General features: G+C 42.7%; 16 protein-coding genes. 8 read left to right on the top strand and 8 right to left on the bottom strand.

Annotation, left to right across the window (positions count from 1 at the left end; genetic code table 11):
- Window positions 1-75: 75 nt before the first annotated feature.
- The gene (locus GQS54_RS02280) at window positions 76-276 is read right to left on the bottom strand and encodes a PEP-CTERM sorting domain-containing protein (protein WP_277344117.1); all 201 of its coding nucleotides are present in this window, start codon (window positions 274-276) and stop codon (window positions 76-78) included.
- A gap of 503 nt (window positions 277-779) precedes the next feature.
- On the opposite strand from GQS54_RS02280, the gene GQS54_RS02275 reads away from it, so the two are divergent.
- Both GQS54_RS02275 and GQS54_RS02270 read left to right on the top strand, forming a co-directional pair.
- Window positions 780-1,514 (top strand): SDR family oxidoreductase, encoded by a 735-nt coding sequence (locus tag GQS54_RS02275; RefSeq protein WP_166422371.1) that lies wholly within the window; start codon window positions 780-782, stop codon window positions 1,512-1,514.
- Between the two features lie 302 nt (window positions 1,515-1,816).
- Complete coding sequence (locus GQS54_RS02270) at window positions 1,817-2,473, top strand: sulfotransferase family 2 domain-containing protein (protein ID WP_166422370.1); 657 nt, start codon at window positions 1,817-1,819, stop codon at window positions 2,471-2,473.
- 50 nt (window positions 2,474-2,523) lie between these two features.
- Here the strand turns inward: GQS54_RS02270 and GQS54_RS02265 are convergent, their stop codons facing one another.
- The 5 genes from GQS54_RS02265 to GQS54_RS02245 all read right to left on the bottom strand — a co-directional run bounded on the left by GQS54_RS02265 (window position 2,524) and on the right by GQS54_RS02245 (window position 13,275).
- Entirely contained in the window at window positions 2,524-4,512 is a 1,989-nt protein-coding gene (locus tag GQS54_RS02265; RefSeq protein WP_166422369.1) for a tetratricopeptide repeat-containing sulfotransferase family protein, read from the bottom strand.
- A 118-nt stretch (window positions 4,513-4,630) separates the two neighbouring features.
- On the bottom strand, window positions 4,631-7,279 hold the full coding sequence (locus tag GQS54_RS02260; RefSeq protein WP_166422368.1) for a TonB-dependent receptor: 2,649 nt from the start codon (window positions 7,277-7,279) through the stop codon (window positions 4,631-4,633).
- A 711-nt stretch (window positions 7,280-7,990) separates the two neighbouring features.
- Complete coding sequence (locus GQS54_RS02255) at window positions 7,991-8,704, bottom strand: hypothetical protein (protein WP_166422367.1); 714 nt, start codon at window positions 8,702-8,704, stop codon at window positions 7,991-7,993.
- 337 nt (window positions 8,705-9,041) lie between these two features.
- A complete protein-coding gene (locus tag GQS54_RS02250; protein ID WP_166422366.1) occupies window positions 9,042-11,108 on the bottom strand; it encodes a catalase in 2,067 nt (688 codons plus the stop codon).
- A gap of 373 nt (window positions 11,109-11,481) precedes the next feature.
- Entirely contained in the window at window positions 11,482-13,275 is a 1,794-nt protein-coding gene (locus tag GQS54_RS02245) for an ATP-binding protein (protein ID WP_166422365.1), read from the bottom strand.
- Between the two features lie 111 nt (window positions 13,276-13,386).
- On the opposite strand from GQS54_RS02245, the gene GQS54_RS02240 reads away from it, so the two are divergent.
- Window positions 13,387-13,803 carry a BLUF domain-containing protein gene (locus GQS54_RS02240; RefSeq protein ID WP_166422364.1) on the top strand — a complete coding sequence of 139 codons (417 nt, stop codon included), beginning with the start codon at window positions 13,387-13,389 and terminating at the stop codon, window positions 13,801-13,803.
- A gap of 136 nt (window positions 13,804-13,939) precedes the next feature.
- Here the strand turns inward: GQS54_RS02240 and glgC are convergent, their stop codons facing one another.
- Together glgC and GQS54_RS02230 are read right to left on the bottom strand one after the other, a co-directional pair.
- Entirely contained in the window at window positions 13,940-15,325 is a 1,386-nt protein-coding gene (gene glgC, locus GQS54_RS02235; protein ID WP_166422363.1) for a glucose-1-phosphate adenylyltransferase, read from the bottom strand.
- 87 nt (window positions 15,326-15,412) lie between these two features.
- Window positions 15,413-16,027 (bottom strand): Hsp20/alpha crystallin family protein, encoded by a 615-nt coding sequence (locus tag GQS54_RS02230; RefSeq protein ID WP_240919798.1) that lies wholly within the window; start codon window positions 16,025-16,027, stop codon window positions 15,413-15,415.
- Between the two features lie 411 nt (window positions 16,028-16,438).
- On the opposite strand from GQS54_RS02230, the gene GQS54_RS02225 reads away from it, so the two are divergent.
- The 5 genes from GQS54_RS02225 (at window position 16,439) to GQS54_RS23400 (ending at window position 21,834) form a co-directional block, all read left to right on the top strand.
- Complete coding sequence (locus GQS54_RS02225; protein ID WP_166422362.1) at window positions 16,439-17,632, top strand: HAMP domain-containing sensor histidine kinase; 1,194 nt, start codon at window positions 16,439-16,441, stop codon at window positions 17,630-17,632.
- A gap of 1,005 nt (window positions 17,633-18,637) precedes the next feature.
- The gene (locus GQS54_RS02220) at window positions 18,638-19,879 is read left to right on the top strand and encodes a putative DNA modification/repair radical SAM protein (protein WP_166422361.1); all 1,242 of its coding nucleotides are present in this window, start codon (window positions 18,638-18,640) and stop codon (window positions 19,877-19,879) included.
- Window positions 19,880-19,894: 15 nt separating this feature from the next.
- On the top strand, window positions 19,895-20,689 hold the full coding sequence (locus GQS54_RS02215) for a TIGR03915 family putative DNA repair protein (RefSeq protein ID WP_166422360.1): 795 nt from the start codon (window positions 19,895-19,897) through the stop codon (window positions 20,687-20,689).
- 653 nt (window positions 20,690-21,342) lie between these two features.
- Complete coding sequence (locus GQS54_RS02210) at window positions 21,343-21,588, top strand: DUF4235 domain-containing protein (RefSeq protein ID WP_166422359.1); 246 nt, start codon at window positions 21,343-21,345, stop codon at window positions 21,586-21,588.
- Between the two features lie 120 nt (window positions 21,589-21,708).
- On the top strand, window positions 21,709-21,834 hold the full coding sequence (locus tag GQS54_RS23400; protein WP_277344116.1) for a hypothetical protein: 126 nt from the start codon (window positions 21,709-21,711) through the stop codon (window positions 21,832-21,834).
- Window positions 21,835-21,841 lie beyond the last annotated feature (7 nt).

Here is a 21,841-nt window from a genome sequence, read left to right as displayed (position 1 = left end):
GTGGTTGCTTTTAATCGACGAACATTGCTATCACAACCTCAGCGATAGCCCGCTGTCCATCATAAAAACGAAGCGCTATTTACGGCGGCGTAATACTGCGCCAAATATACCTAATGCGAGCAAAGCTAACGTCCCAGGGGCAGGTACATTGGTCGCATCTGGGGTTGTGGTTACGCTAGTCGGTGTGATGCCATTAGCAAAAACAGTAGGCGTACTTTGATCTTGAGAGCCTAAAACAAGGATGTAAATTATGTCGAGCTTGAAAATGGCGACCATTATTTATTGATTCAACGTAATCGCCATCAAGCAGTTACCGAAATAGTGCGCTACGTCAGTTGCAACTGACTTAGCGTAATGAAGACGGCCGCTAGTATGAGGGTTATTCTACTGGCCTCTACGACTCGTAATTTGCGCACCGTGTTTTTGATATTGCCCCAAACCATCGGTCGTAATCGATACGTAGCAACCCCTTGGGCTAACAAACTACATTTTGGTTTAATCATCGTGGAACTTGCCAATAACAAAGCCTAATGGAAAATAATACATACGGAAAAACATATTCATCAACCTCTAGCGGTGCTCTAAATATTACCTGTAAACTTGCCGACGTTTTGGATGTACAGCGGACTCTTATTCCCAAGTCCGCGAACATACACACGGCAAATTAATATCATCGAGTGTTGAAAGATGGAATTGTAAGAGTAATTTTCCAAGCGGCATTTTTACCACAAAACCCTGTAAGCTAAATTATCTTTTCATCTCTTAATTAGGAAGCAATTATGTCCGTTGAAAAAGTAGCGTTGGTTACAGGTGGTTCAAAAGGCATTGGCGCAGCGATAGTGCGCAGATTATCAGCTGATGGTTTTGCAGTAGCTATCAATTACTCGAGAGATCCAGCACCCGCAAAAGCATTGGCAGCTGAATTAAAAGATGCTGGGGGGCGTACTTTCACTATCAAATGTAATGTCGCCAACAGCGATGACGTTAGACAAATGTTCGACACGATAGAGAGCGAGCTTGGCCCTGTGAATGTGTTAATCAATAATGCAGGGATCATGAAAAATGCGCCAGTGGCACAAAGTGAAGAACAGGATTTTGATCAGCAAATCGCTGTCAACTTAAAAGGCACATTCAATACGTTAAAGCAGGCAGCGAATCGGATGCCAAACGGCGGGCGTATTGTGAACTTGTCTACCAGCGTTGTTGGCTTGAAATTAGAAAATTATGGCATTTATGCGGCCACAAAATCAGCCGTTGAAACGCTCAGCGCCATTTTAAGTAAAGAGTTACGAGGGAAAGACATCACGGTCAATTCTGTCGCGCCAGGACCCACCGCGACAGATTTGTTTTTAACTGGCAAGTCACAAGACGTAATCGACCGCCTAGCTAAAATGAGCCCACTAGAGCGATTGGCGACTCCTGATGACATTGCTAGCGCGGTGGCGTTCTTAGTAGGCCCAGATGGCGCATGGATAAACGGTCAAGTTTTGCGAGCAAACGGCGGTCTTGTCTAAATTTATATTTCATATTTAAGGCTACTGTCCATTAAGTACTAGGATGTAGCCTTCGCATTCCTCAATATTCAGGCTGTTGTTTCTTTCCCTGATATTTTTGCTCCATTTTGCTGTGGTATTTGTGGTATTTCATGTCAATCTTTGCACGAGCATAGAAACACTGACAAACCTTTACCAAAACGTGGAGATGTTCAGCATTATTACCTTGTGCTATTCGAATTCACTTAGCGGTTTGCTACTGTCGTTGTAGAGATTTTCTTACTGGCGGTTTTGCCAGAATAACGTTGAATTGAGTGCAAGACATGCTGTTAAACCATCGATATAAATTTTTATATATACACATCGCTAAAACGGGTGGTACAAGTATTCGCTCAGTGCTTAACAAACTACGCTGGCACGACCCTATGTACTACCTCATGTTCCCCTGCCACAAACTGAGTAATATGAGTGGGCACGTCACTGGCACAAAATTTCCACGCCACTGCGGTGCTATCACTGCCAAAGAAATGCTTCCAGACGCATTTTTTAATCAGCTATATAAATTTGCATTTGTACGCAACCCTTGGGATCTTCAGGTTTCCTCATATCATCACATTCAACGAGAGAAGCCCGCTTTACTCAAAGGGATAAAGAATTTCAACGAATTCATTGAGTACAAGTTTGACCCAGCCAGGCCGTATATATTCCATTTTGATATCGCGACAAAATTACAGAGTGAGCATCTGATCGATTTAAGCGGCAATATTATCGTTGATTACATTGGTCGCTATGAAACCCTAATTGATGATTTTTCTACCATTGTTCAACGTTGTGGTATGAAGAACACACCTCTACCCCACAAACGCAAAGCAAATGGTCGCGCTCAGGATTATCGCAGCTACTACAACGATGATTCTTGTGAAGCCGTAAGCCGGCATTACAAGCGTGATATCGAATTACTTAATTACCAATTCGAGTAACGTTTTTTATAGGTAGCGCTTTGGTGCGAGGCTCCGGTATTGAAATTTAGCTATGACTCACTCAATACTTTTTTTAACGGCAGTAAATGGGTCTCGAAGTGCTTCCATTGCTCCATTCCTGAACGATAAATCGGTTGCCTAACTTGCTCAGAGCTCGGTGTCTTTATTGCTCGCTCTGTTTTATGAAAATCAATACATGGCTGCTCGAAAGGCAAAGCACAAAAATCGAGAATACGCTTTACTTGCCCTTGTAAGTCATCGATCAGGGTTTCGTGCTGCACTCGTAAAACAAACCCTGGCAGCACAGTATCCCAATGGGCCATAAGTTGTTCGTAGGCACGGTAATAACGCCCTATATTTTCAAGTCCGTAAGAGAACTCTTGGCCATCACCAAACAACTGCTTAAAGCCACTAAAGCAACATGCCATGGGCTCGCGCCTCGCATCAATGACTTTCGCGTTGGGTAAAATGAGTTTAATCAGTCCAATGTGCAAAAAGTTATTCGGCATTTTATCAATAAAATACCTTGCCCCCTGGCGATACACCCTTGTGTCTTGCAAGAATTTTTGCCCGAAACGCACAAAATAGCTTTCATCAAGCTCACTCAATATTTGCGGGTACTGATTTTTCTGACCTTGTAATTTTGATGCAAGCCCAAGAATATCGTGCAGCTCCATGGTGCCATCGACTTGAGAGTGCGATGCGAGTATTTGCTCGAGTAGCGTAGAGCCCGCTCTGGGTAAACCAACAATGAAAATGGGATCTGTACTTGGCTCGCCAGCCGCTTTCAAGCGTGCAAAAAGCTCTGGTTGGCAAGTTTCGATTTGCTTAGCCACTTGGCGCTCAAATACCTCTGGGTTGTAATTAATTTGTTGCTGCTTAAGCAGATTACCTTTGGCATAATGTGAGAAAGCTGCATCAAAAGAATGCCTGTCTTCCAATGACTGACCTAAGGCGAAATGCAAGTGCACTTTATCGTCTAACCCCATGCCCTCTTGCGCCACGCGTTGTTCCATAGCGAGCAGTTCATCATCGCTAAAGCGGTAGGTTTTGGTATTGGCTAAACTCCAGTAAGCATCACCAAATTCGGGTTTGTATTGATACGCACGTTGATAAGCGCTGATCGCAGCGGGCAAATCCCCCATTGCCTTCAACGCATGACCAAGTAAAAGCTGGATCCCGGGTTGATCGTCATTTACTTTGAGCAAACGTTGGTAAATATCAATCGCTTCGTCTACGTCCCCTAACCCCACCATAGCGCTCGCTTTAGCACAAAGCAGCACGACGTTATCAGCCGAGGCTACAAGCAACTTATCAGCTAATGCTTTTGCTTCAGCAAATTTAGCCATCTTAGCTAATAATTGAAGGTACGTTATACCTGCGGTTTTATGCTCAGGATAGAGCGCTAAACAACTGCTTAAAATAAACTCAGCTTCCCCATACACCTTAAGTTGAATGCCAATTTCAGCCAGTAACAACATGGCTTCAGGGTGATGTTTATTCGCTTGTAGAAATTGACGACACACCTTGTCTGCACTGTGCAAATTCCCTTCGTACATAAGGTCTTTAGCGCCTAGCACCGCATTAGGTAATCCGGCTAAATAGTCTATTTGTGCTTCGCTGATTGCCACTGCTTTGGCATTTTCCTGCTGTTGATAAAGCGGCAGTAATGCTCGCCAGCTGGCCAGCAGCGCTGGATTTAGCTGTGTCGCTTGATAGAAAGACTGAGCGGCCAGTTGTGTCTCACGCAGTGCAAGATACAAATAGCCGTTTTCTTGCCAAGCTCGTGCGTGCTTAGTATTTGCCTCAAGCAAAGTTTTATTCGACTCAAGTGCCTCACTTAGATCCCCGTTTAACCGCTGAGCTACGACCAATAAATACAGTATTTCTATTCTATTATCGTTTGATAAATCACCCGCTAATTGCTGATGACATAAAGCGATGGCCTGACTGAATTTCGCCTGTTGAATATGTCGTTTTATCCCGTTACACGCTTCATTAAACAATTGACTGGCTTGGGACGTATGTTTGGTACTCAATGTAGCGACTCCGAAAACTGAATGGTGGTGTGTCATGCCCGTATATAAAAAAGGCAAGCCGAGGTAGGCTTGCCTTCATATGCGTATTGCGCTTAACTAATTAAGCACATCAGCAAGATTAAAAGAAGTCGTAAGACAATCTTAACCCTACAGTACGTGGTCTGTTAGACACTATTTTAGGCGTATACTGCTGAGCATCAATATACAAGATAGCACTCTCATCGGTTAGGTTATCAATAAAAATTTCCGCTTTCCATTCATCGTTAGTAATACCAAATGCAACGTTAGCAAGTATGTAACTATCTTGAATGTAACGCCCACCTTGGAAGACTTCTCCATTGGAGTCCGGGTAGGTGACACCTTGATACACAGCGGCTTCCTGCTCGATACTAAGGCCAGTTCCTGTGCCGTAAACTAACTGAGCAGCGTCTTCAAGTGCGTAGGCATCCATCGACATACTGGCAAGACGATCGCCAGTGTAACTGATTGAGCCGTTCACATAAGCGGTCATACCGTTATCCAATTCATGGTAGTAACGTGCACGAATGTTACCTGAGAAATCAGCAGAGTACGGAAGACTGCTGCCCACTGGTGGCGCAATACCATCTAGCGCTGAATTAATGCGTGTTAACTCAGTATCCAAAAAGCTAAACGCTGCATTGATAACTAAATTGTCAGTTGCCAACCAGGTTACGTCAGCGTCAATACCGCGTATTTCTGCATCCCCGACGTTATCTGTGAATACCAAGAAACTAATATTGGTTGGGTCATAACGCGATGTTTGTAAATCAGTGATTTCAGAGTAAAACGCGGTAGCGTTAACACGTAAAATACCGTCTAAGAAGTCACCTTTAATACCTAGCTCGTAGTTATCAAGTGAATCCGTAGTAGAATAAACTGGAATTCTGAAGTTCTCGAATGCCCCCGTTTGGTTAGTTGCTAAGCCACCACCGACTCGGTTCGTTACAGGTGGGCGGAAGCCCTCAGAGTAGGTCGCAAACACTAAAACATCTTCATTCACTTTCCAATCAACAGACGCTTTTAAGATAACGTCATCAACCGTCAATGTGCCGTTGTCGTCTAATAAATCAACTTCGAGCTGACCGTTTGCTATCGCTTCTATCACTCCATCATCGATACCCGCTAGTGCATCAGGGTCTTGAGTACCGAATGCACGTAGACGGCCGCTAACATCAACCGTTGTCGTCGACCCTTTGTAGGTATCTTCGATTTGGTACCAACGCGCACCAAGAGTAGCAGTAATATCTTCGGTTAAATCGTATTCGAACTGGCCGAATACGGCTATTTGGTCAATGTCATGCTGAATGTCGTTAACAAAACTAATACTTGGCTCGAACGGGCCACCATTAGAGTTAACCCCTTCAGAGCCCACTAAAGTAGCCGCTAGATTGTCGAACTTTTCAGTATTGGCAATATTAAACTTACCCACAGAATTAAGTTCTTGCTCGTCATAGAAAACACCCGCCGTTACGCGCCATACGTTATCACTTGGGGTGTTAAAACGTAGTTCGTGAGTCATACGCGTACTGTCTGTTTTTTCTTTGTAGTACTTAGTAGGGTCCAAGCAGCTCTCATCTTCTGGCGCCACATCACCACCGTAGTTACACACATAATAAGCAGAGAATAACCCACCGTTAGTGTAACCCGTGTAATCAATGGTTGAATCGATTGACCGGTCTAAGTAACCACCGGTATAAACCACTTCAAGCTTGTCCATGCGCCCTTCAAGGGTCCACGTGGTTAAGCCAAATTCATCGTCGTTGTCTTCAGGAACAAAACGGTTAGTTGAAGTTTCGCCTTGAAGATTCGGGTCATAAGAGAAAACGCCCTCAGTGCTTAATGTTTGCTGAGTATGCTGAACTAACAAATCCCAATCTTCATTGATGATATAAGACAAACCAAAACGGGCACCTGAATATACGGCATCGTTAAAATCATCTTCCACTAACGCATCATTTTCAGGTGAAACCACTGGGGTATTTTCAGGGTCGCTGAGCACACCGCCAGAAATTCTGTCGATGACCACTGCACTGCCTATGTAACCACCGTTGCTTGGGTCGTTACGAATATTATCAATCCAGCCGCCTTGATTATCAGAGTAGGCAGCTACACGTAACGCCAAGTCATCAGATACAGCGAAGTTCATGAATGCCTCAACCGAATTACTCATTTCACCGCCTTTGGTGAAACTGGTACTGGTATCAACACCTGCAGAAAAACCCGAGTGATCAGGTTTATTGGTGATCAATCGCACGGTACCTGACTGCGAGCTAGCGCCGAAAAGCGTACCTTGTGGCCCAGGCAATACCTCAATACGTTGCATGTCAGTGGCGAATATATCCAGGTTTCGCCCCTGCATTGAAACAGGCTGTTCGTCTAAATAGAATGCCACGGAGGGCTGCAGTGCCTGCACTGACGAAACTGATATATTACTTTGTGTGGTAGCGGCCCCACGAATATAGATTTCATTCTGACCGGGGCCTGTTCCCTGAAAAATCACGTTTGGTAAGAATTCGACGTACTCTTGAAAATTATCAACACCAAGATTTTCCAATGCTTGACCATTTAGCGCGGTAACCGATACGGGAATATCTTGAATAGATTCAGACCGTTTCGTGGCGGTAACTTCAATGGTTTCAATATGAGCTTTGCCGGTCTTGCTGGCTTTGCTTGCATCTTCCTGTGCGTATACAGAACTCGTTGCGAGGGCGGCGATTACCGCACAGCTTAATTTAGATATTCTCATGTGCTAATTTGCCTTGTGTGATCGAGTGTTTTGAATATTTTCAGATGTTTGATATGGTTAATTATTATTCTATAGCATTATATTAATTCAATAATGCAAAACAGCGAAATAAGTTCAACACGAATTACTATAACACAGCGAAAAACACTAATCATAAAGTCATTTTAATAAAAAAGCCTTTATAACTAATGCTTTAAATTCTTATCAAGATTAATGATTAACACAACCTTTAGCGTAAAACATTTATATATCAAGCAATTGCTTCGTAAACGAATTATTTCACTACTACACTTTTTATCTAATTTGACTGTATATTTAACGACCACTTAATAAAACTAAAGTATATAGTTTCATCGTCATTTATTAGGTCTTTTTTAGATGATTAATGGATTTATCAAGACTCGCTAGCATTAAACACAAGCATTGTTTTTGGGTATTGCGAAACTATAAAATAGGTATCACATAACAAAGCCGTTCATTAACCTAAGTTAATATGCACAATATTGAGAACGTACGGAGATTGAGAACGAAACGAGGCACTTACTAAAAGCTTAGCTTGTTTAATTATTTCTAATTTTTGTAAAACAAGTGACAAGCAAAGAAATCAGCGAAGTTATGCGTTTCATTGTTTTATGCAGTGACACAACGTTAAAAACACAGTCACCGAGTATCTCGAGTACTCGGTGAGGTTATTACCGCTTACGATAATACTTAACGTCTTTTAAAAACGACTAAGCTCGCAAAGCAAGTGAAAAAAAACGCAATAAGGGCAGGCTCAGGCACATGTACCGGCATATCGATGGGTACGGCGATACCTGTAAAATTAAATTCAAACACTTCATCAGGGTAACCCAAGTGTCGACCGAAAATACTCATGCTACCGGTATTAGCAAAAGCCGTTGCGTTCGAATAAATGGATAAAAAATAGCTATCCTGTTGAGGATTTTCAAATAAGTTAGAGATGACAAGGGGTGACAGAAAATCGAAGCTGAGTTGGTTTCCGTCAGCGGAACGGGAAGCCGAATTCGGCCCTTTGTCACCTAGGCCGTCAGTGCGATAATTTACATCCAATTTAAAATCAGCAAAACCCGAAATCACTGCTCTGTCTATAAGAAAGTTGCCACTGGTATTATTGAAAAAGGAGATAATCCTAGGTGCAAATATTAAATTTCCGTCTGTATCTGAGCGAGAAACACGATTTTGTAAAGTAACGCCGACTCGAAAAATATCGTTGCCTCCGGGCGCTACGTAATCATTAATCGCCTCATCATGCACTACCGAACTCGCTAGCTCAGGTTGCAAAATAGCCGTGGTGCCAGGAAGGTCAATAGTATTGCCTGAAAGCAACAACGCGCCATTAGATTGAATTGGGGTAAGTGCAAGCGCACTACCTAGTAAAATACCTATTAGCATGGGTTTAGTCATATTAATGCCCTCATATCTGTTCGTTATATTCCGTTATTGGCTGAACTTGCTCATCGCTTGTCATTTAACTTGGCAGCAACGTTATACAACGAGTAATAGACAAGCAGTACATTTATTGTACTGCAAGATCCGTATATTTGCGCATTTACAACATTAATTCGCCAATTAAAAGCAATTTGCTCAGTACTGTGGATTAACTCATCCAAAGACAAGAATTCATAGATAAGACAGGGGTAAATAAAACTTAGAAAAAAGGCCGGGATTAACCAGCCTCCGTGTTTATTCTAAAGGTAAACCTAATAAAGTTGCACTTCACTATCGCGTTGGTAGTGAGTTGTTACCGTGTCCAGTAGCGTAGGTTCCGTAACGAACCAATAAAGTCCTCGGCAGTGGAATTATTTAAGTCGATCCATCCTGCATCCATCTTATCTTCAAGGCCCGCCGCTTCAAAAAGGGGTAAGGCATTATCGGTATAACCTATGTACTTCATATGAGCATATGCATCACTGATAAAGTCTTTTGCTTCAGGTATTTTAGCCAGCATTTGCGCTCCTTCTTTTGTTACTAGCAGCAATACCCCATCGTATAATACTGAAGGCCCACCGTTGATTACCTGTTGGGCAGGAATATGCTTACCCTTACTGCACGTTACACCACCCACTTGAGGTGCTACTACTTCATAATTAGCACCCTCTTTGTGTAAGGCGTCGGTCACATCGGCGAATATATTGGCATCTAAACCATCACTGACCAAAATACCCAACTTACGACCCTTGAATGTTTTAGGTCCATTTTTCAAAATACTAAGCGCATCCGAAACCGGTAAGTCTTGACGGGTTTTCATAGCCGCTTCAGCTGCCTCAGGCATCGCCTTAAGCCCCAATCCTTCAGCAACGTTGCTGGCTAGTGTTTTATCAATATTCAATAAGTGAGACACCAAACGTTCACGAATAGGTAAATGCTCTACTTTTGATAGCTCGAAAGTAAAAGCACTGTGTATATGTTGCTGCTCCACGTCGGTTTGGCTCAAATAAAACTGACGCGCTTGGCTGTAATGATCAGCGAACGTTTCAGAACGATAACGTAATTTGTCGCCACTCATAGGTTCAGACGAGCTTTTATAACCGTGTGCTGGGCATTCCCGAGGATTGTTCTCACCCCCATCCCATGAATTAGGTTCATAATTCACTCGACCTTTAGGGTTCTGCATCGCCATATGACCGTCTTGTTGGAAGTGACGCATAGGGCACTTCGGTGCGTTAACCGGAATATGGGTAAAGTTAGGCCCACCAAGGCGCTTAACTTGAGTATCAAGGTACGAGAAATTTCGCCCCTGCAATAGCGGATCAGGAGTGAAATCTAGACCCGGTACAATATTTTGGGTACAAAAGGCCACTTGCTCAGTTTCAGCGAAGAAGTTGTCCACTACGCGATCCAAGACCATGCGCCCCACCAACTTGACTGGCACCTGCTCCTCTGGAATAAGTTTGGTCGCGTCGAACACATCGAATTCAAAATCGTCTGCAAATTGCTGATCAAAAACTTGTACTCCTAACTCCCACTCTGGATAGTCGCCTTGCTCAATAGCCTGCCACATATCACGGCGATGAAAATCAGGATCAGCACCATTTAATTTTAACGCCTCATTCCACACAACAGACTGCATACCGCCTTTGGGCTTCCAATGAAATTTAACGTACTTTTCATTACCCTTAGCGTTAATGAATTTAAACGTATGTACACCAAAGCCTTCCATAAAACGTAAAGAACGTGGAATAGCGCGGTCTGACATCGCCCACATCACCATATGCATCGCCTCAGGAGATAGGCTGACAAAATCCCAGAAATTGTCATGGGCCGTTTGTGCCTGCGGAAAGCCACGATCGGGCGCCTCTTTAGCAGCATGAACCAAATCAGGGAACTTCATGGCATCTTGGATAAAGAACACTGGAATATTGTTACCCACTAAATCCCAATTACCCTCTTGGGTATAAAATTTAACGGCGAAGCCACGCACGTCACGGGCTAAGTCTGGTGACCCTTTGTTACCTGCAACGGTAGAAAATCGGGCAAATACGGGGGTTTTCTCCCCCTTGCGCTGAAAAATATCCGCACATGTGAGTGAGTCCAATGACTCATACGTCTCAAAATAACCATGGGCACCATAACCACGAGCATGCACTACTCGCTCTGGAATACGTTCGTGGTCGAAATGAAATAGCTTCTCTCTTAGTACGTGATCTTCTAATAAACCAGGGCCACGCGTGCCCACTTTTAGAGAATTTTGGTCATCACTCACAGGGCATCCCTGAGCAGTGGTCATAGTTGGATGGGCATCGGACGCTGGCTGATGCAACTCGCCGCCCTTGCCTTTATTTCCTGCGTACTTAAATGATTCAGTCATGGCTAGTCCTTCATTGCGATAGTAATAATTGAGTCAATGTCTAGCGCTACAAAAGCGCTAGCGTGACTGCATAGTGCAAAAAAAAGACCAACGGTGAGTGCTACTAATTAAGCGGTTTTGTGCAACTAAAGCGATAAAAAAAGCGGTAAAACGGGTAAGTATTTACACTGTGTAATGTAAAATTTTCTACATTAATTCTACTGATAATTGCTCGCTAAAATATATAGAGTCATTCACATATAACACCTGTGCAAGTTCCTTAGCAGGTGCTTAACTATCTCGACTATGTATTAAAAAATCATACTTTGAGCAAATGACTAGCTCATTAGAAATGATGGCCAATGTTTTATTTATAAACCACGATGACGCTTTTCTATGAATGAGCACTAATAGGAAATATCATGGTAAATTGGGTGAATTTGCCTAGCTCACTATCAAGCGTTATCGTACCCGCCAGTTTTTTAATAATATTAAATGTGACCGACAAGCCTAGGCCCGTTCCCTCACCAACAGTCTTTGTTGTGTAAAAGGGTTCAAATATCTTCTCACGGGCGCTTTCGGGGATCCCCGGACCATTATCTCTTACGGTAATATAAATAGATCCGTTTTTGCTTTGGGTATTTATACAGATTTTAGGGGAAATGATTTTTGCTTCACTCAGGGCTTGTGCCGCATTTTTAATTAAATTGGTAAAAACTTGCTGCATTAATCCGTTATGAGCCATAAATGTCGGCAAATCTTCGAGGTTTTTCTCGACTTTGATTGTGTCGTCTAAGTCATAAGACAATAATTTTAGCGTATCGTCGATTACCTGTGTTAAGTCACAGACTTCTAGCTCGGTCGATTGACTATAGGTAAAGGATTTCAAATCAGTGATAATATCTCTTACTCGTTTTAACCCACTGTGAGATTCTGCAATGACTGAACGGATATCCTCTAGAATAAAGGCCATACCTTCGTCTTTCTCAAACTTTGAAATGTTGTTTCGTAACTCGGTTATTTTTTGATCGCGCCCGATATCAATTGATGCCAAGAACTCAGATTGTAAACCCTGTAGTTGCATAATGCTTTTCAGGTACTCATCCATGCACGTAAAATTGGTCATCACATACGCCAACGGATTGTTAATTTCATGGGCAATACCTGCCGCCATTTGTCCGATACTGGCCATTTTTTCTTTATGCTGTAGTTCTTGTTTAGCCGTTTTTAAATCAACTAACGTTTCTTTCAAACGTTTGTACTGACGCTTTAAACTATATTCTGCCTGCCTTCTTTCTAACAGTAAGGTCAGTTGTTCAGATGCTTTATTAATGACATTAATTTGCTTCATAGACACCTTGTCCATTTGCTCTTGTGAAACAAAATACATCAGGAGGTACAGTGTTTTATTGTAAGCGACGATGGGAAACGTTAAATAGCTACCGATTTTTTCGCCTAGCTTTTGCTCAATTCGATCAAGGTTTATCTCTTCCGGTAACAGATTGATCTGCGGCTGTTGTTCATCAAGGGTTTTCTTTAAATAGTCGGGGAGCGCGGGTAAACCAAGCACTTGATTAAAATTATCCACTAGGTCGGATTTTTCATAATCGCAGTAACTTATATGACCTTGATCATGGGCTTGTATTTTAATGTGCAAACAACAAGATGAGTAACACAAAGCCGTTAAGGACGACGAAAAAGCCTTTAGCAAGTCCGCTACTGATTCTGTACCACGTGAAAACTGACTAATACACATCAGCATGTTCGTTTCAGCTTCGTGCTGCCTACGGTTATCTTCAATGTGTGCAAAGGTATCAATTTCACGGTTGAGAATAGACAGATTAAAAGTGCGCTTGCTCGGTTCTGCCAAGAGGCAGCCATTTACTTGCATGGTACCTATCCAATTAACTTGATCCAGATCATATAAAGGCGATTGCAGCAGTATAATGCGGGTATCATTATTCAATAATCCCTCTCGTACGAAAACCGTCACTTGCTCACTTAACTGTTCATCGTCCGAGTTGGCAATACAGGCCACAATTAACGCCGGTTTTGCATGGCGAAATTGCTTTTTTATCGCTCGAAAAGTATTAATATGGATATGTTCTCGCCACCCTTCCAACTCATTTTGTTGGATTTCAGCGCAACCAATGGTAATGATTGGCAGCGTAAGGCTAGGGTTTTGCATCGTGGAGTATTCCATTAAAAATCGACTAGTAAGAAAATCATAGGGGGATCTAGAATATTCAGCAAGCCGTGCGCTTTAGAATATTTCTACCATAAGGAAAAGAAGGCCAATATGAAATTAGTGAGATTGCTTTATTACAGTCGCGCATCGAGAGAAATGTCATTATCTGACTTAAAAGATATTCTAGGCACTGCCCGTGATAACAACAGCAGTGTTGATGTATGCGGTATGCTTTGTTATGACAAACGCTATTTCTTGCAAGCCCTAGAAGGTGATAGAGAAACGGTCAACGAACTGTACTTAGATATTGCGGATGACCCTAGGCACGATGACATCGTCATTATCAGCTATGAGGAAGTCAACGAGCAAATATTTCCCCAATGGCAGATGGGTTACGCAGGCAGTTCAGCAGAGTTTTCAGCTTTATTAAAAGAGCTGGGGCAAAGCGACTTTTCACCTCGTGATATGACCCAAATGCAAGCATTCAATTTTTTGAAAAAGATGGCCGGCGCACAATCAGAACTTTAAGAGATGATGGATATACAGTGATATAAGCGCACCCTGTTTACCCATTGCACAGCTCGAAACAACCCAAGTTTGCTCGCGGGCATACTATCAGTAGCTATTGACTAAAACAGCTACGTTTTAAGACCATCATTAGCGGTTATTGATTAACAGTGACCTTACGCTGACCAACTAAATTGCCACTATTTGCTTTGGGCATCGCGTCTTCATAGGTTAACCACTCATCGCCGCAAAGTTTAAATATATGTGTAGACATATCGACATGCGCTGGTGTCTTGATAAGCTTATTCAACACGTCTTGTGTCACCAACACCACACCGGTCTTAGTAACCGTAAAACCCTGCTGCTTCGCTAATACTGAGTCTTTAATAACAAAATTATCGGGTATTTCCACACCCTTATCAACTATTACGTTTTCGAGCTTGGCGCCAAAGCCAACGGTGACATTGGGCAACAGCACACATTTGTTCAGTACTGCGCAAGGCGCTATTTTACAGTTAGTCGACAACACAGATTGTACTACGCGACAACTGTCTAACCGACAGCCCGAACCAATCAAGACCTGGTCGATGTGACATGACGCTAAATCAGAACTTTTCAAAATTTCCACTGGTGCATTTGAAAATGCGCTGCCCCAAATAGGCCAATCAGGATCGGTGAAATTAAGCATGTCACGGTTATTGAGTAAATCTAAATGAGCACGCCAATAGCTATCTAAGGTGCCTACATCACGCCAATAAGGTATTTGCTCACCACTGGCGTCACGAAAGCGATGGGAAAAAACCCGGTGACGCTGAATAATGCTGGGGATAACGTTTTTGCCAAAGTCGTGGGCAGAATCGTCATGCTGCGCGTCCTCTTCTAAAAGCGAATACAGTACATCGGCATTCACCACGTAATTACCCATCGACGCTAAGCAGTAATCCGGTGCGTCAATCAACGCGTGGGGCGTATCAGGTTTTTCAGTAAACGCGGTAATTCGCCCATCACGTGCGGCGCTTAATACTCCCAATTGCTTAGCCGCATTTTTAGTCGGCACTTCAATGCAAGACACGGTCATGTCAGCGTTATTATTCACATGGGTTGCCAACAATTTGCGGTAATCCATTTGATAGACATGGTCGCCAGAGAGGATCATCACATATTTAGGCGTTTTGGATTTTATGTAAGCTAAATTTTGAAAACACGCATCTGCGGTACCTTGATACCAACTTTCATCATTCTGCTGGGACGCTGGCAATATATCAAAGCAACCACCAACGTTATTATTCAGCCTGCCCCAATGTTGCATCAAATGACGTATTAAGCATTGCGACTTGTATTGTGTCAGCACAGCAATATGGTTTAACCCCGAGTTCACGCAATTAGACAGGGGAAAGTCGATAATACGACAATGGCTGCCAAACTCTAATACGGGTTTAGCGCGCGTCTCGGTTAATCCGTCAAGGCGTGAGCCCTGCCCGCCAGCGAGAACTAACACCAAGGTGTCTTTTAATACCATTTGCATATCTGCTTCCACATTCATAACAAGCTCCGATAAAGGTCATCCCTGACCCAATACTTTGTTCCTCAATAAGATGTCGTTTTCAGTAAATCAGTTACCTGAGTCACCTTAACCAGAAATTTCGATTTTTCGCTGTAGCTCCTGAGCCTTTACCGATTTAGGCAAATTGACCTTGAGCAAGCCCTTTTTGAACTCTGCTTTAATCGCGTCTTGATCAACACTCACGGGCAAGCTAAAACTCCGCTGAAAGCTGCCGTAGCTGCGCTCCATAATATGCACGTTGTCATCCTTGTCGGCTTCACTCTGGTATTTTTTCTGGCCGCTGAGGGTTAGCACACCATCTGATAAATCCAAGGTGACATCGTCGCTATCAAGTCCGGGCAATTCTGCCGTTAAGGTATAGGCCTTTTTGTTCTCCGTGATATCCACTTTAGGGTTCACAAAGTCTAATTTAGCGTTACCAGTGCCTGCTGCGTCACGTACGAACGGAAAATGCGTCGTGAAATTTTGCACAAAATCATTGAGAAAATGTTGGCCAAGCAGATGGGGGAACTGGCCAGAAGGTTTTTTTTCAGTAGAACGACTATTAATGGATAAGTTACTCATCATCAATCTCCTATCAAAAATTTGAATCGGGTTGCTAGAATCGGGTTGGCTGATAAGCTCGCTAAAAGTACTTCGCCTATCAGTGAGTAAATTAAACGCTATTTCGCTGATCTTCATTTTGATCCAGATCAATAAAAATTGCTGTTTTATTGAGCGATTGCAATTCATCAGATTGCCGAAATAAGACGGCGTGATATTGGTTAGTGATAGTCGAGGGTATGCACTAAAAAGGCTGCAAAGAAGATAGCCAAGGCGCTAGCTAAGCAGCAAGCTAAGCAGCAAGCTCCATAGTAGCAATATTGCACGAGCCACGATTTTCCTTGAAGAATCAACTCTGGTTGCAGCTAGTGAGTGAATGTCATTGAAAAAGCCTGTGGGTAATGCTAAAAATTTCCGCCAAATTGTCTAAGCGTCGATAGCGCTAAACTTCATGCCAAAATGCAATGGTGATTTATCGACAATTGAATGACAAAATATATAAATCGTGAAAAGAAATAAGCCCTAAGTGCGCTAAGCAAAGAGTATTTAATGAACGCGTTAATTGAAAAAGATATTCAGACTATTCAGTCTATAGAAGCGGTCCCACATATAATGAAAATGCTGGCTGATGCCACAGGGCTGCGCTTTATTTGTATTGCCCGCGTAACCGATGAAAAATGGACGACATGTGCAGTACTCGACCGGGTTAACTTTAATCTCAATCCTGGTGATGAGCTTGATATATCAACCACTTTTTGTATTCAAGTCAAAAGGTCAACTCAGCCAATCGTTATTGAACACGCTTTAGAGGATGCCCATTACAGCAAAAGCGAAATTCCCATTATGTACGGGTTTGAAAGTTACTTTTCCTTTCCTATATACAGTAAAAATGGTGACTTTTTCGGTACGTTATGCGGTTTAGACCCGCTGCCGGTAAAATTGAAAACAGTTGAAATTCAACAGCAAATCAAGTCATTCGCTGAGTTGATTTCACGCCAAATTGAAGTTGACGAAAGGCTAATCACTGCCCAATCTGAGTTATTCAACGAAAAGGCAGCAACCAAACTGCAAGAGCAATACATTGCCATTCTAGGGCATGATTTAAGAACACCGCTGTCAGCACTGACGATGGGGGTCAGCTTTTTACAAGACCAAGTAACAGATGCCACCTCTCAAAAAATACTCGCGCGCATGGACAGCAGCGCAACAAGAATGAAGCGTTTAATTAGCGATGTGATGGACCTAACTCGAGGTAAAATGGGTAACGGCATGCAGTTAAACGTCAAGACGGTGAACAACCTTGAAGATATGCTAACCCATACCGTTGATGAACTCTCTGGGCTGAACCCGCAGCGAGAAATTCAAACTCACATTGATATAAAGGGCTCGGTTAATTGCGACCCCGAGCGAATAGCGCAGTTGTTGTCAAACCTATTAATAAACGCCATTGTGCATGGCGATCCGCAACAAGCCATTGAGGTTAACGCAACCATAGAAAACGGCGTATTCGCACTAACCGTTACCAATGGCGGCGACCCCATAAGACCAGAGGTCGTTGATAAGCTTTTTCAACCTTTTTGGCGCAATGAAAGTAACAAGCAAACCGGCGGCCTAGGTTTAGGCTTGTTCATAGCCTCACAAATCACCTGTGCCCATGATGGAACATTAGCCGTGTGCTCAAACGACAGCAGAACGATTTTCACGTTTCAGGCAACCCTCGGCATGAATGCGATAGAGGGCTAGTGCTTTTGTCATAGCACACCTGTTGTTTTGCCTGCTTTGTATTAACTCGTCTGTAAGACTCGCTTGTAAGAACGAGTAACAAATCTTGAACAGGGCTGTCATCAGCCCTAGCCAATGCCACTCATTAAAGTCACATCGTGACATGCCTAAGTACTGACACTATAAGGTCACTACAAGCAAAATATCAGGCTAAATGACATTATAATGTCACTTATATCCCCAGCAAAAGCCAAGAGAAAACGTGCTCAAAGCACGAGAGAAAATTCAAGATAGCCTAGCTAGCTGGCCAACGCTTTCAAAACAGAGCGGCGTAAGTAACGCCAACATAAAACTTATCCAATCAATGGTAAAAACAAGAGCGTAAAAGGCACCTCGTAAACTAGACAAGTAATAATGCGCCCTGCCCTATTTTTGAAACTAGCAGAGGCATAGCTAAAGAGGTATAACGCAGCTATAAAGCGTGGTTGAAGGCCTTCTAACGACCACATTGCATACATATCTTGTAGCCTACTCCCTTGCCTAAAATCGACCTTGCCCGCCATTTCCTTCCTCAACGCTCAACCCTCAACCATCAAGAGCCCAGTAAAAATCATCAATCGTTCTAACTTAAAGTACCTCAACTCTTCTTGTAGGAAACTCCACCTCGAAACTAGAGATAATCATTTCGTCACTCTAATTATGTATGTTTTTTTAATTCGTTCAGAGGCAAACGGTGGTGAAAAAGAATCTGTATAAAACGCCCGTTAAGTTAGGGGCGGTGATGGGATAGGCAGATACGAGGTCAGAGTACTTTTTGCGGCAACAGGCTCGCCTACTTTAGAGCACTTTACCCCTTTTTATTAATGACCCATTTATTCTAGAATGCAAATTGTACTGTATATTTATACATGATATAAACGCTAAGATAATTTGAAAATTAAATAACCGATACACATATGCCTTTTCATCATTTATGACTGAATCGACTGCCTTTGTGTATTTGCTTAGGGAAAGTAATAATCTGCGATGCATGACAAACTGATTCAAAAACTCGAAATTCTCTCAGATGCAGCCAAGTATGACGCTTCATGTGCAAGCGGTACGGCAGGTAAACGCAAGGCTGGGAAAACTGATAAAACTGGCATTGGTTCTCTTACTGGCGGTACTGGTATATGCCACAGTTTCACCCCTGATGGGCGGTGTGTGTCTTTGCTAAAGATACTAATGACAAACTACTGTATTTACGATTGTCACTATTGCATCAATAGGGTATCAAGTAGTGTTCAACGTGCTCGTTTCACTGTGAAAGAAACGGTAGATTTGACACTGAATTTTTATAAGCGCAATTATATCGAAGGCTTGTTTCTTAGTTCAGGCATTGTCGGTTCCCCAGATATTACAATGGAAAGCATGGTGCGTATTGCAAAATCGTTACGTATCGATCACGGATTTAAGGGCTATATACACCTTAAGACAATTCCCAATGCCTCGCCTGAGCTGCAGGCTGAAGCGGGTTTATATGCCGATCGGCTAAGCATTAATGTAGAAATGCCGACCCAGCCTTCCTTAAATAAATACGCGCCAGAAAAAGACCTCGGCGCTATTCATAACTCGATGAATACTCTGAAAGACAAAATAGCCGAGCATAAAGTAGATAAAACGCATTCTGGTAAACGCCCTCCCCGCTTTGCCCCTGGCGGACAGTCTACCCAAATGATCATAGGCGCCGATGACTCAAGCGATAAAATCATATTGGGAACAAGCGTTAAACTCTATAGCCAACAAAAGCTACGCCGCGTTTATTACTCTGCTTTCTCGCCAATACCAGATGCATCTGAGGTTTTACCGCTCAAGCCAGCACCTCTAATACGCGAGCACCGTCTTTATCAGGCTGATTGGCTATTGCGTTTTTATGGGTTTAATCTTGATGAAATCTTGCACAATGACATGCTAGATATGGACCATGACCCTAAACTCGCTTGGGCATTACGCAATCGTCATGTGTTTCCAATTGATTTAAATAAAGCCGACAAGTTGCTCTTGCTACGAATACCTGGTCTTGGTGCGCGCACCGTACAAAAAATTCTGGCGATCCGCCGTTATACAAAGCTTAGTTGGATGGATCTCACTAAAATGCGTCTGCCATTACAAAAGCTAAAACCTTTTATTACTGTAAGCGACTACTCACCTGCTATTCATTTACTCGATAGCAATAATTTTGAGCTGCAGTTCAAACAGCCTAAGCAGTTTGAGCTTTTCGGCGCCTAAATGAAGTAGCCCAAGATGAAAACAATTACCATCACTTCAGTGCCTGGATACAACGAGTGGCGCATAGCAGCAAGAGAATGTTTGGCGCAATCTATCCCCCCTGAAAACATTATTTGGCAAAGTTCAGAGTCTATACAGAACGACCTGTTTGGCGATACTGAAGAGGTTACGCCCGCCCCTATAGAGCAGATGAAACACTCTATTCCCAAGTCTGTCTTAATGCTTTTTAAATATGCGTTGTGTCATCAAGATATTAGCCGCTTCGCTCTGTGTTATCGGGTTTTATGGCGCGTTATTTTCCAGAACAAAAACCTTATTCAGTTAAAAACTGACGAAGATATAATGCAGCTTATGACTTTAGCTAAAGCGGTAAAACGCGATGCGTACAAAATGAGTGCTTTTTTGAGATTTAGAGAAGTTGCGCTTGACGAACAAGAGCACTTTATCGCTTGGTATGAACCGGAACATTTTAGCTTGGAGATTAAACTCGACTTCTTCCAAACTCGCTTTAAGAATATGCGCTGGTCTATACTCACGCCTTATCGGGCTGCCCATTGGGATACTGAAAAGCTAGTGTTAGAAGATAACCCCGATCCGAGTGTGTGTCCTGATGACGACCGTATCGAAAAATATTGGCTCACTTATTACACTAATATATTTAATCCCGCCCGCATCAAAAAGAACGCGATGCTAAGCTCAATGCCCAAAAAGTACTGGAAGAACATGCCTGAAACAGCACTGATTGACGATATGATAAAACAATCGGATGCGAGAGCTCGCAAAATGATAATTGATGGAAATAAGCGCTAATTTCGATGATATGTATAACAATCTGAGTTCTTCGATAGCGTTCGATTTCAGACGATATAAAGACGCCCATAATAAGGATGGTCAATTTTCAGGCTAAACGACACTCGATTTATGTTTCACAGCAAACACATTCCCTACATATCTTGTAGCCTAGCCTATTGCCTAAAGGCTGACCTAAACGCCGTTTTCTTCCTCCCCCCTCAAGATTCCAGTAAAAATCCTCAATCGGCCTGACCTTAAGAAGGTCAACTTCAATGATTTATCGCGTCCTTTGCAGTAAGCAATAAACGAAAAAACACTCGAAGCGGCGTTGTATAAAAATGGCCAAGTTCAACGTTAGAAACGGCTACCTGACTTAATGGTTATGCGCTAAATGCTTTCACAGGAGCTAAGAAAGTGAATGACATAAAGAGATTAACCGGTCATCAAGAGAACAGAGCCCTTTACTTGGGAAATATTTACAATTTTACCCGTAAGATAGTTAGCGAATTTAGCAACTGCGATTGTTATGGCGCAAAAACACGATCCTCTTTTTCGCTGTGATCAGCCTACAAGCTGTATTACGACCGCAACTCGAACAATAACGTAGAAATTGACAAAGTAGGTCTATGGTTTGCATTAAAATATTAACTCACAATCTGAAGGGGTACACTATGTGCAATAAACAACTCATTACGAACGTAGGTATTGGACTTGCCGCCGCATCGGCAGGCATTCTAGCAAGAAAAACGTTACAAAAATCGTGGGAAAAGGTTACTAACGAACCCGCCCCGAAAGACAAGAGAAGTGAAAACACTGACCTTAAAGAGGCTGTAACGTGGGCAGTAGTATCAGGCATTGGTGCCGGTCTTGCTAGAATGGCGGTTCAATATGTAATTGACAAACGCCAGTCAAAATAACGTTATAAAATTGATAGCGTTTAAAAGTATAAGAAGGACGATATAAAGACTCCCATGATAAAAATCGTCAATTTTCAGGGCTGAACCACACTCGATTTGTGTATCATTTTTGGCGTGTAAATGGATTATGCCTCAACCTCGAAAGGCCAAATTAGTCGAATCGATACGCCCTATTTTATTCACAACATCCATGTCGTTCACTTCTTCGAAGCCGACCAAGGGTGCTCAAATTTTATTCCCGATTAATTAGTGA

Source organism: Paraglaciecola sp. 20A4, assembly GCF_011378905.1.
Taxonomy (GTDB): Bacteria; Pseudomonadota; Gammaproteobacteria; order Enterobacterales; family Alteromonadaceae; genus Paraglaciecola.
The sequence above is the reverse complement of the archived record's forward strand: the minus strand, read 5'-3'. Positions and strand labels throughout refer to the sequence as shown.

Bases quoted from the DNA above. Each gene is read 5' to 3' on its own strand.
- GQS54_RS02280 (WP_277344117.1), bottom strand. From the start codon at position 276: ATGGTCGCCATTTTCAAGCTCGACATAATTTACATCCTTGTTTTAGGC.
- GQS54_RS02275 (WP_166422371.1), top strand. From the start codon at position 780: ATGTCCGTTGAAAAAGTAGCGTTGGTTACAGGTGGTTCAAAAGGCATT.
- GQS54_RS02270 (WP_166422370.1), top strand. From the start codon at position 1,817: ATGCTGTTAAACCATCGATATAAATTTTTATATATACACATCGCTAAA.
- GQS54_RS02260 (WP_166422368.1), bottom strand. From the start codon at position 7,279: ATGAGAATATCTAAATTAAGCTGTGCGGTAATCGCCGCCCTCGCAACG.
- GQS54_RS02255 (WP_166422367.1), bottom strand. From the start codon at position 8,704: ATGACTAAACCCATGCTAATAGGTATTTTACTAGGTAGTGCGCTTGCA.
- GQS54_RS02250 (WP_166422366.1), bottom strand. From the start codon at position 11,108: ATGACTGAATCATTTAAGTACGCAGGAAATAAAGGCAAGGGCGGCGAG.
- GQS54_RS02245 (WP_166422365.1), bottom strand. From the start codon at position 13,275: ATGCAAAACCCTAGCCTTACGCTGCCAATCATTACCATTGGTTGCGCT.
- GQS54_RS02240 (WP_166422364.1), top strand. From the start codon at position 13,387: ATGAAATTAGTGAGATTGCTTTATTACAGTCGCGCATCGAGAGAAATG.
- glgC (WP_166422363.1), bottom strand. From the start codon at position 15,325: ATGAATGTGGAAGCAGATATGCAAATGGTATTAAAAGACACCTTGGTG.
- GQS54_RS02230 (WP_240919798.1), bottom strand. From the start codon at position 16,027: ATGAAGATCAGCGAAATAGCGTTTAATTTACTCACTGATAGGCGAAGT.
- GQS54_RS02225 (WP_166422362.1), top strand. From the start codon at position 16,439: ATGAACGCGTTAATTGAAAAAGATATTCAGACTATTCAGTCTATAGAA.
- GQS54_RS02220 (WP_166422361.1), top strand. From the start codon at position 18,638: ATGCATGACAAACTGATTCAAAAACTCGAAATTCTCTCAGATGCAGCC.
- GQS54_RS02215 (WP_166422360.1), top strand. From the start codon at position 19,895: ATGAAAACAATTACCATCACTTCAGTGCCTGGATACAACGAGTGGCGC.
- GQS54_RS02210 (WP_166422359.1), top strand. From the start codon at position 21,343: ATGTGCAATAAACAACTCATTACGAACGTAGGTATTGGACTTGCCGCC.
- GQS54_RS23400 (WP_277344116.1), top strand. From the start codon at position 21,709: ATGGATTATGCCTCAACCTCGAAAGGCCAAATTAGTCGAATCGATACG.